General features: G+C 49.4%; 8 protein-coding genes, 2 tRNA genes and 2 other RNA genes. 4 read left to right on the top strand and 8 right to left on the bottom strand.

What is annotated here, in order from left to right:
• Window positions 1-69: 69 nt before the first annotated feature.
• The 6 genes from ACLJR2_RS08195 to ACLJR2_RS08170 form a co-directional block, all read right to left on the bottom strand.
• A tRNA-Tyr gene (locus ACLJR2_RS08195) sits at window positions 70-154 on the bottom strand.
• A 34-nt stretch (window positions 155-188) separates the two neighbouring features.
• Window positions 189-320: non-coding RNA, RtT sRNA (locus tag ACLJR2_RS08190), on the bottom strand.
• Between the two features lie 44 nt (window positions 321-364).
• Window positions 365-449, bottom strand: a tRNA-Tyr gene (locus ACLJR2_RS08185).
• Between the two features lie 28 nt (window positions 450-477).
• Window positions 478-619: non-coding RNA, RtT sRNA (locus tag ACLJR2_RS08180), on the bottom strand.
• 170 nt (window positions 620-789) lie between these two features.
• Window positions 790-1632 carry a formyltetrahydrofolate deformylase gene (gene purU, locus ACLJR2_RS08175; RefSeq protein WP_001191156.1) on the bottom strand — a complete coding sequence of 281 codons (843 nt, stop codon included), beginning with the start codon at window positions 1630-1632 and terminating at the stop codon, window positions 790-792.
• A 50-nt stretch (window positions 1633-1682) separates the two neighbouring features.
• Window positions 1683-2141 carry a YchJ family protein gene (locus tag ACLJR2_RS08170; protein ID WP_001540172.1) on the bottom strand — a complete coding sequence of 153 codons (459 nt, stop codon included), beginning with the start codon at window positions 2139-2141 and terminating at the stop codon, window positions 1683-1685.
• A 110-nt stretch (window positions 2142-2251) separates the two neighbouring features.
• Here ACLJR2_RS08170 and rssA point away from each other — a divergent pair, with 110 nt between their 5' ends.
• From rssA to galU, 3 genes are all read left to right on the top strand, one after another.
• On the top strand, window positions 2252-3157 hold the full coding sequence (rssA, locus tag ACLJR2_RS08165) for a patatin-like phospholipase RssA (RefSeq protein WP_001230575.1): 906 nt from the start codon (window positions 2252-2254) through the stop codon (window positions 3155-3157).
• Window positions 3158-3247: 90 nt separating this feature from the next.
• Complete coding sequence (gene rssB / locus ACLJR2_RS08160; RefSeq protein WP_000193432.1) at window positions 3248-4261, top strand: two-component system response regulator RssB; 1014 nt, start codon at window positions 3248-3250, stop codon at window positions 4259-4261.
• Between the two features lie 202 nt (window positions 4262-4463).
• Window positions 4464-5372, top strand: a complete 909-nt coding sequence (gene galU, locus ACLJR2_RS08155) for a UTP--glucose-1-phosphate uridylyltransferase GalU (protein WP_000729450.1) — start codon at window positions 4464-4466, stop codon at window positions 5370-5372.
• Window positions 5373-5503: 131 nt separating this feature from the next.
• On the opposite strand, the gene hns is transcribed toward galU, so the two are convergent.
• Window positions 5504-5917 (bottom strand): histone-like nucleoid-structuring protein H-NS, encoded by a 414-nt coding sequence (gene hns, locus ACLJR2_RS08150; RefSeq protein WP_001287383.1) that lies wholly within the window; start codon window positions 5915-5917, stop codon window positions 5504-5506.
• A gap of 662 nt (window positions 5918-6579) precedes the next feature.
• Between hns and tdk the strand changes: the two genes are divergently transcribed.
• Window positions 6580-7197: a thymidine kinase gene (tdk, locus tag ACLJR2_RS08145; RefSeq protein ID WP_000068100.1), complete on the top strand. Its 618-nt coding sequence runs from the start codon at window positions 6580-6582 to the stop codon at window positions 7195-7197.
• Window positions 7198-7393: 196 nt separating this feature from the next.
• On the opposite strand, the gene adhE is transcribed toward tdk, so the two are convergent.
• On the bottom strand, window positions 7394-10072 hold the full coding sequence (gene adhE / locus ACLJR2_RS08140; protein WP_000301678.1) for a bifunctional acetaldehyde-CoA/alcohol dehydrogenase: 2679 nt from the start codon (window positions 10070-10072) through the stop codon (window positions 7394-7396).
• Window positions 10073-10385 lie beyond the last annotated feature (313 nt).

Here is a 10385-nt window from a genome sequence, read left to right as displayed (position 1 = left end):
TTCCCCACATGGGTAGAATTATGACAAACCGATGTCGAATGAAGGTTAGATGCTTTCTGAAGATCATGATGGTGGTGGGGGAAGGATTCGAACCTTCGAAGTCGATGACGGCAGATTTACAGTCTGCTCCCTTTGGCCGCTCGGGAACCCCACCAGGGGTAATTCAAATTGTAGGTAAAGCTTGAAGATGGTGGTGGGGGAAGGATTATTCGTCGCTTCGCTCCTCACCCTACGGGCCGTTGCCGTTGGCAACGTTCTCTCGCTTTCGCTCGAGTCGAACCTTAATCGAAGGTTCTCACCCTTCCCCGACAAGTGCAGACTTCTGCATTGCTCATCGAGTTAACTACATCGCTGTAGTGAATAATGGTGGTGGGGGAAGGATTCGAACCTTCGAAGTCGATGACGGCAGATTTACAGTCTGCTCCCTTTGGCCGCTCGGGAACCCCACCACGGGATAAATTCATTATGCTGCTTGCATTCTATAGCGGGAAGGATTATTCGGAGCTAAAGCTCCTCACCCTTCGGGCCGTTGCCTGCGGCAACGTTCTCTCACTATTGCTCGAGTCGAACCTTGAAGTCGATGACGGCAGATTTGCAGTCAGCTCCCTTATGATCGCTCGGGAACCCCTCCACGGGGTAATGCTTAATACTGGCCCGCTTCCTTTCGGGAAGCGGGGCGCATCATATCAAATGACACGCCGCTGTAAAGCATTCCTTTGCCTGAAATGAACTGTTTGCGTACTTTTCATCCGTAACGGATTAAAGCTAATCAATTCATATTACTGACGATTAAAGAATAATCGTCCGATTGCCGTAAACAAAGACCCGCTGCGCCAGAACCTGATACAGCGCGCGGCTTAATACGTTTTTCTCAACGTCGCGCCCGGCACGCATCATATCTTCTGCGGTGTAGGTGTGATCGACATGAATCACGTCCTGCATAATGATTGGGCCTTCATCCAGATTATCATTCACATAGTGCGCGGTAGCGCCGATGATTTTCACGCCGCGCTCATAGGCCTGATGATAAGGACGCGCGCCGATAAACGCCGGCAGGAATGAGTGGTGGATATTGATAATTTTGTTCGGGAAGCGCGCCACAAAACCTGGCGTTAAAACACGCATATACTTGGCCAGCACCACATAGTCCGGTTGATGGGCATCAATGGCGTCCGCCATCTTCGTGTCATGCTCTTCACGCGTTAATCCCTCATGGCTGACCAGTTCGAAAGGGATCTCAAAACGTTCAACCAGCGAGCGTAACGTTTCATGGTTGCCAATGACCGCGGCGATTTCAACATCCAGCCCGCCATAGTTGGCTTTCATCAGCAAGTCGCCCAGACAATGCGCCTCTTTGGTAACCAGAATCACTACCCGACGGCGTCCGGCGGGATTGAGTTCACGAACAGAGCCTTCCGGTAAGGCGCTGTCCAGATCGGCCAGAAGAGTGGAATCATTGAAGATGCCTTCCAGCTCGGTCCGCATAAAAAAGCGTCCGGTGCGATGGTCCACAAATTCATTGTTTTGCACAATATTAAGCTCGTGCTTATAGCAAATGTTGGTAATCCGCGCGATAAGGCCTTTTTGATCGGGACAAATAGTACGCAGAACTTTACGTTGTAGTGATTGCATTGCCGGAAAAATCCTGTTGAGAGTGTTTGCTGTATCGATACTGTCAGGCGTCACTGGCCGCAGCACTTTTTAAATTTTTTGCCTGAACCGCACGGGCAGGGATCATTTCGACCCAACTGCGGGCGGGTACCGTCAATATAATACCACTGACCGTTTTCTTTGATAAAACGAGAACGTTCGATAATCGCCCCGGTTTTCCCTTGTTCGGAAAAACGCGCGATAAAACTAACATACCCTGTATTTTCTGCTTCTGACCAGGTATGTTCAAAAATAGTCAGGCCGAGCCACCTGGTATTGGCAAATCCAGCGATGATATCATCACGAAACGCGGCCGCATTGCAGGTTGGATGCCAGCTCTTAATTAAGTAATCTGCGTCTTTCATCACAAAAGCGCAGTAACGAGAGCGCATGAGATGTGACGGATCGGGTGCTACTCGTTCTCCGGACACAATACGACCACAACATAGGCTATACTCGTCAGCGCTACCACAGGGACAAGGCTGAGACACAATAATCTCCCTGAATATAAAAAACGGCGTTGAACGCCAGGGTGGCATTATGTTAACTGAGCAGTGGCGATGTTGCTACGTCTTGAAGCCAGGGGAAGTCGTTAAGTACGATGAGAAAAATGAAAATAGGGCTGGCGCTGGGATCTGGCGCAGCGAGAGGATGGTCTCATATTGGGGTCATCAAAGCCCTCAAGCAAACAGGCATTGATATTGATATCGTTGCAGGATGCTCAATAGGTTCGCTGGTCGGCGCCGCGTATGCCTGTAATAAATTATCGGCGCTTGAACAGTGGGTATGTTCATTCCGCTACTGGGATGTTTTACGCCTGATGGATGTATCCTGGGGCAGAGGAGGATTGCTTCGCGGCGAACGCGTATTTAATCACTATCGGGATATTATGCCCGTCACGGATTTTGACCACTGTTCAAGACGTTTTGGCGCGGTCGCGACGAATCTTAGCACGGGACGAGAGCTATGGTTTACTGAAGGCGATCTACACCTTGCTGTACGCGCGTCGTGCAGTATGCCAGGGCTGATGTCTCCGGTTGAACATAACGGTTACTGGCTGGTAGATGGCGCAGTCGTTAATCCGGTACCTGTTTCGTTAACCAGGGCGCTGGGGGCTGATATCGTTATTGCGGTAGACCTGCAACATGATGCCCACCTCATGCAGCAAGATTTACTCTCTGTAAATGTCGGGAATATCAATGAAGAGAGCGATGATGCGCTGCCCTGGCATAAGCGTTTAAAAGAACGTTTCAGTAGCCTGACTTCACGCCGTGGCGTGAGTTCGCCTGGGGCAATGGAAATCATGACAACCTCCATTCAGGTGTTGGAAAATCGTCTTAAACGTAACCGTATGGCTGGCGATCCGCCTGATATTCTCATTCAACCATTCTGTCCGCAAATCTCTACGCTGGATTTTCATCGCGCCCATGCCGCTATTGCGGCGGGTCAGTTAGCCGTAGAGAAAAAGATGGACGAACTTATACCCTTGGTGCGTACCGACGTTTAATGTACCTTTTACGATCACTTAAGCAAATTCTGACAGGCGCAAGCGGCAATACCATGCCACTATTGATTAAAGCCAGTCAGGGGAGAGAACATGACGCAGCCATTGGTCGGAAAACAGATTCTTATTGTTGAAGACGAGCCTGTATTTCGCTCGCTTCTGGATTCGTGGTTTTCCTCTTTGGGAGCGACAACGGCATTGGCAGGCGACGGGGTGGATGCCCTGGAGTTGATGGGGCGTTTTACCCCTGATCTCATGATATGTGATATCGCGATGCCGAGAATGAACGGTCTCAAACTGGTAGAAAACTTACGTAATCGCGGAGACCAGACGCCTATTCTGGTTATTTCCGCAACAGAAAATATGGCGGATATCGCCAAAGCGTTACGCCTTGGGGTTGAAGATGTCTTGCTGAAGCCGGTAAAAGATCTCAACCGCTTGCGGGAAACCGTATTCGCTTGCTTATACCCTAATATGTTTAACTCGCGGGTTGAAGAAGAAGAACGCCTGTTTCGTGACTGGGATGCAATGGTGAGTAATCCGACCGCCGCAGCGCAATTGTTGCAGGAATTGCAGCCCCCGGTACAGCAGGTGATTTCTCATTGCCGCATTAATTACCGGCAGCTCGTCTCCGCCGATCAGCCTGGACTGGTGCTGGATATTGCGCCGCTATCTGATAACGAACTGGCATTTTATTGCCTGGATGTCACCCGGGCGGGCGATAACGGCGTGTTAGCCGCATTGTTGCTGCGGGCGCTATTTAACGGCTTATTGCAGGATCAGCTCGGCCAACAAAAGCACCGTTTACCGGAGTTAGGTGCGCTATTAAAACAGGTAAATCATCTGCTCAGACAAGCCAATTTACCTGGGCAATTCCCGCTATTTGTCGGCTACTATCACAGTGAACTCAAAAATTTGATTCTCGTCTCCGCCGGATTGAACGCCACCTTAAATACGGGCGCTCATCAGGTTCAAATTAGCAGCGGCGTGCCGCTAGGAACATTGGGTAACGCCTACCTTAACCAATTAAGCCAGCGTTGCGACTCGTGGCAGTGTCAAATATGGGGCGCAGGAGGGCGTCTGCGATTGATGTTGTCTGCGGAATGACCAAACGGAAGAGTGAGCGGAAATTGCTTTACCGGCCTTTCCCGACGAGTGTTACTATCTGCGGCAGATTTATAAGTATTTGTCTTAATTATACCAATATAAGTCCTTTTTGGACCTGAGGCTTGTTCTGGTACTGATATACTGGAACACGATACAGATTAATGAACACGTTCAATACATGAACAGTCCAGGAGAATTTTAAATGGCTGCCCTTAATTCGAAAGTCAAAAAAGCCGTTATCCCGGTCGCGGGATTGGGAACCAGGATGCTGCCAGCGACCAAAGCTATCCCGAAAGAGATGCTGCCGCTGGTTGATAAGCCATTAATTCAGTACGTCGTGAACGAATGTATCGCTGCTGGCATTACTGAAATCGTGCTTGTTACGCACTCGTCTAAAAACTCTATTGAAAACCACTTTGATACCAGTTTTGAGTTGGAAGCGATGCTGGAAAAACGCGTTAAGCGTCAGCTTCTGGAGGAGGTTCAGTCTATTTGCCCTCCGCATGTCACTATTATGCAGGTACGTCAAGGGCTGGCAAAAGGCCTGGGCCATGCCGTATTGTGCGCGCATCCCGTTGTCGGAAACGAACCTGTCGCTGTTATTCTGCCAGACGTTATTCTTGACGAATATGAGTCCGACCTGTCTCAGGATAACCTGGCTGAAATGATCCGCCGTTTCGACGAAACCGGCAATAGCCAGATTATGGTTGAGCCAGTAGAAGATGTGACTGCATACGGCGTGGTCGATTGCAAAGGCGTTGAGCTGGCGCCGGGCGAAAGTGTGCCGATGGTTGGCGTGGTTGAAAAACCAAAAGCGGATGTCGCGCCGTCTAACCTTGCGATTGTCGGGCGTTATGTGTTGAGCGCGGATATCTGGGCGTTGCTGGCGAAAACCCCTCCGGGCGCCGGGGATGAAATTCAGTTGACCGATGCTATCGATATGCTGATCGAAAAAGAAACGGTTGAAGCCTACCACATGAAGGGTAAAAGCCATGACTGTGGTAATAAGTTAGGATATATGCAGGCATTCGTTGAATATGGCATCCGTCATAATTCGCTGGGTGCTGAATTTAAAGCCTGGCTTGAAGAAGAAATGGGTATTAAGAAGTAACGATACGTTATAAATTTTTTAACAGAAGCGCTGGTAAATCCGGCGCTTTTTTTATGCCTGGGGTCGTCAGCGGAGAACTCAGGCAAAAAAAATCCCGCCAGCGGCGGGATTTTAAGCATCCAGGAAGTAAATTATTCCTTGATCAGGAAATCTTCCAGTTGCTTACCTTGTTCTTCCATTGCTTTTTTGATTACAGCCGGTGTACGACCCTGGCCAGTCCAGGTTTTAGTTTCACCGTTTTCGTCAACATAGCTATATTTAGCCGGACGAGCTGCACGTTTAGCTTTGGTACCGGATTTAGCGGCAGCCATGCTATTCAGCAGTTCATTCGGGTCAATGCCGTCGGCAATTAACATTTCACGATACTGTTGCAGTTTACGAGTGCGTTCTTCCACTTCAGCAGCAGCAGCGCTTTCTTCTTCACGACGCTCATTAACGACAACTTCTAATTTTTCCAGCATTTCTTCAAGCGTTTCCAGAGTACATTCTCTTGCCTGCGCACGAAGAGTACGGATGTTGTTCAGAATTTTAAGTGCTTCGCTCATTGTAGTAATCTCAAACTTATATTGGGGTGGTTTGTTGAGCTAATAATAGAGCGATAAATTCAGTTGTGCAATAGCCAGGAATGTAAGGAATTCAAAATTACGCTTTATTAAGCACACGTTTTAATTATCTCAACTTAAATTTTCCTTGAGGCGCCGCACAAAAAAGAGCTTATTGGCAGGGGGGATACTCACCGTCTGTCGCTAAAAATTTAGGAGTCAGGTCACATTTTATCATGATGAAATACGATCTCATTGCAGAGATATCAATCTCTTGTATTAGCTTTCCTTACAAGAAAACCCTATTACTTTGCACCGGGTATGAGTAACGGTAACAATAAGTACAAGGTTTTCATATTGGCGGGTGATGATAAGCATTGTTGATGAATTTTAACGGCATAATTTGTGAAGGAATGTGTATATACCCTTCATACTTCAAGTTGCTTATGTGTTGGCTACGCTCGCTCACCCCAGTCACATAGTTATCTATGCTCCTGGGGACTCACTCCCTTGCCGCCTTTAAGCAACTCGAATTATTTTGGGTATAGTGAGCGATGTTTGTACAATTCTTAATACTCACCGGAGCGCGAGCCGCGCCGTCGCGTCGGTAAATTATGGTACAATCCCGCCAATCTTTATTTCACTCAGGTGAGGTCCTGCGACCAATGGCACAGCTATATTTCTACTATTCGGCAATGAATGCGGGTAAGTCGACTGCACTGCTGCAATCTTCATACAATTATCAGGAACGCGGGATGCGTACCGTCGTATATACGGCGGAAATCGACGATCGTTTCGGCGCAGGCAAAGTCAGCTCTCGTATCGGTTTGTCGTCGCCGGCAAAATTGTTTAACCAAAATACATCCTTGTTTGAAGAGATTCGTGCCGAGAGCGAGCGGCAGACAATACATTGCGTGTTAGTCGACGAAAGCCAGTTTTTGACTCGCCAGCAGGTTTATCAATTATCCGAGGTTGTCGACAAATTAGATATTCCAGTACTCTGCTATGGGCTACGAACAGACTTTCGTGGGGAGCTCTTTGTCGGCAGCCAATACTTGCTGGCATGGTCAGATAAGCTGGTGGAATTAAAAACTATCTGTTTCTGCGGTCGTAAAGCCAGTATGGTGCTGCGCCTTGATCAGGACGGCAGGCCTTATAACGAAGGCGAACAGGTGGTTATTGGCGGGAATGAACGCTACGTTTCAGTTTGCCGTAAGCATTATAAGGACGCGTTGGAGGAGGGCTCACTGACGGCGATTCAGGAGCGTCATCGGCACATATGATACCTGAGGTAACGATCGGCTTATAAAACGCCCTGTAGCGCTTTGGAGGTCATTATTCAGGCCTCCTGACGAAGGGCGTGCCGTGAGCACGTAGGCCAGATGATCAGCATAGCGCCTTCAGGCATCAGATAAACAGGTAAAACAAAAAAACGGCCTCAATTGAGGCCGTTATTGTCATGCTAAAGCAGATAACGAATTAAGCGGATTTTTTCGCTTTTTTCTCTGCTTTCGGTGCGGCAACGACGTCTTTCTTCGCTGCAACTTCACCTTCGGTGAAATCACGACCGTAGTAGGTATCCAGCAGAATCTGTTTCAGTTCGGAGATCAGCGGATAACGCGGGTTAGCGCCGGTGCACTGGTCATCGAAGGCATCTTCAGACAGTTTGTCAACGTGTGCCAGGAAGTCAGCTTCCTGCACGCCTGCTTCACGGATAGACTTAGGAATGCCCAGCTCAGCTTTAATGCTTTCCAGCCATGCCAGCAGTTTTTCAATCTTAGCGGCGGTACGGTCGCCCGGCGCGCTCAGGCCCAGGTGGTCAGCAATTTCAGCGTAACGACGGCGTGCCTGCGGACGATCGTACTGGCTGAAAGCGGTCTGCTTGGTCGGGTTGTCATTCGCGTTGTAGCGGATAACGTTACAAATCAGCAGGGCGTTCGCCAAACCGTGCGGAATGTGGAACTGAGAGCCCAGTTTGTGCGCCATGGAGTGACATACACCGAGGAAGGCGTTGGCAAACGCGATACCGGCGATAGTCGCTGCACTGTGAACACGTTCACGCGCAACCGGGTTTTTAGACCCTTCGTGGTAAGACGCCGGCAGGTTTTCTTTCAGCAGTTTCAGAGCCTGCAGAGCCTGACCGTCAGAGAACTCAGAAGCCAGTACGGAAACGTAAGCTTCCAGGGCGTGAGTTACCGCATCCAGACCACCGAACGCACACAGGGACTTCGGCATATCCATCACCAGGTTGGCGTCGACAATCGCCATATCCGGGGTCAGGGCGTAGTCAGCCAGCGGATATTTCTGACCGGTTGCATCGTCGGTCACAACCGCAAACGGTGTGACTTCAGAACCGGTACCGGAAGTGGTGGTGACGGCGATCATTTTCGCTTTCACGCCCATTTTCGGGAACTTGTAGATACGTTTACGGATGTCCATAAAGCGCAGCGCCAGTTCTTCGAAGTGAGTTTCCGGATGTTCGTACATGACCCACATGATTTTCGCGGCGTCCATCGGGGAACCGCCGCCCAGCGCGATGATCACGTCCGGTTTGAAGGAGTTAGCCAGCTCAGCGCCTTTGCGCACAACGCTCAGAGTCGGGTCGGCTTCAACTTCGAAGAAGACTTCGGTTTCAACGCCAGCCGCTTTCAGCACAGAGGTGATCTGGTCTGCATAGCCGTTGTTGAACAGGAAGCGGTCAGTCACGATGAGCGCACGTTTGTGGCCATCAGTAATCACTTCATCCAGCGCGATGGGCAGAGAGCCACGGCGGAAGTAGATAGATTTCGGAAGTTTGTGCCACAACATGTTTTCAGCTCGCTTAGCAACGGTTTTCTTGTTGATCAGGTGTTTCGGACCAACGTTTTCAGAGATGGAGTTACCACCCCAGGAACCACAACCCAACGTCAGGGAAGGTGCGAGTTTGAAGTTGTACAGGTCACCGATACCACCCTGAGAGGCCGGGGTGTTGATCAGGATACGCGCGGTTTTCATCATCTGACCGAAGTAAGCAACGCGTTCTGGCTGGTTATCCTGGTCAGTGTACAGGCAGGAGGTGTGACCGATACCGCCCATAGCGACCAGTTTTTCTGCTTTTTCTACCGCTTCTTCGAAATCTTTCGCACGGTACATCGCCAGAGTCGGAGACAGTTTTTCGTGTGCGAACGGTTCGCTTTCATCAACGACCGTAACTTCACCGATCAGAATCTTGGTGGTTTCTGGTACGGAGAAGCCTGCCAGTTCAGCAATTTTGTAGGCTGGCTGACCGACGATAGCAGCGTTCAGAGCGCCATTTTTCAGGATAACGTTTTGAACCGCTTTCAGCTCCTGGCCCTGCAGCATGTAGCCGCCGTGGCTGGCGAAACGTTCGCGAACGGCATCATAGACGGAATCAACAACGACAACAGACTGTTCAGAAGCACAGATTACGCCGTTATCAAAGGTTTTAGACATCAGAACAGACGCCACAGCGCGTTTGATATCCGCAGTTTCATCAATGACAACCGGAGTGTTGCCTGCGCCTACGCCGATAGCCGGTTTACCGGAGCTGTATGCAGCTTTAACCATGCCTGGACCGCCAGTGGCGAGGATCAGGTTAATATCCGGGTGGTGCATCAACGCGTTAGACAGTTCTACGGAAGGTTGATCGATCCAGCCAATCAGATCTTTCGGCGCGCCGGCAGCGATAGCCGCTTGCAGAACGATGTCTGCCGCTTTGTTGGTTGCTTCTTTAGCGCGCGGATGCGGAGAAAAGATGATGGCGTTACGGGTCTTCAGGCTAATCAGCGATTTGAAGATCGCGGTAGAGGTTGGGTTAGTGGTTGGAACGATACCGCAAATAATGCCGATAGGTTCAGCAATGGTGATGGTCCCGAAGGTGTCGTCTTCAGACAGCACGCCGCAGGTTTTTTCATCTTTATAAGCATTGTAAATATATTCAGAAGCGAAGTGGTTTTTAATCACTTTGTCTTCCACGATACCCATACCGGATTCGGCGACGGCCATTTTGGCCAGCGGAATACGGGCATCAGCGGCTGCCAGAGCGGCGGCGCGGAAGATTTTGTCGACCTGTTCTTGAGTGAAACTGGCATATTCACGCTGGGCTTTTTTTACACGCTCTACGAGTGCGTTAAGTTCAGCGACATTAGTAACAGCCATAATGCTCTCCTGATAATGTTAAACTTTTTTAGTAAATCATCTGCGCGATACGTGAGTATAGACAGATCGACGATACTTTGTATAAATGCCTGAAATTCAGGTGGTTACTTAACGTCCGTTTCGCTCTGATTTACTAAAAGAGCTTCTGCGTTAGTATCATTTAACTCTAACGCGTTACGTCCAGGTGGCGTAAGCAAGATTACTCACTTCTGAGTAGCGATTGTGTGATCTAAATCAAGATTACGCAAAGCTGACACCTTTCAGCAGGCCATTTTAGCCTTTTATGTAAATTGTTAATAAATCGTTATCATGA

Source organism: Salmonella sp. SAL03688, from assembly GCF_046551895.1.
GTDB classification, from domain to species: domain Bacteria; phylum Pseudomonadota; class Gammaproteobacteria; order Enterobacterales; family Enterobacteriaceae; genus Salmonella; species Salmonella enterica.
This window is presented reverse-complemented; position numbering and strand designations above follow the sequence as displayed.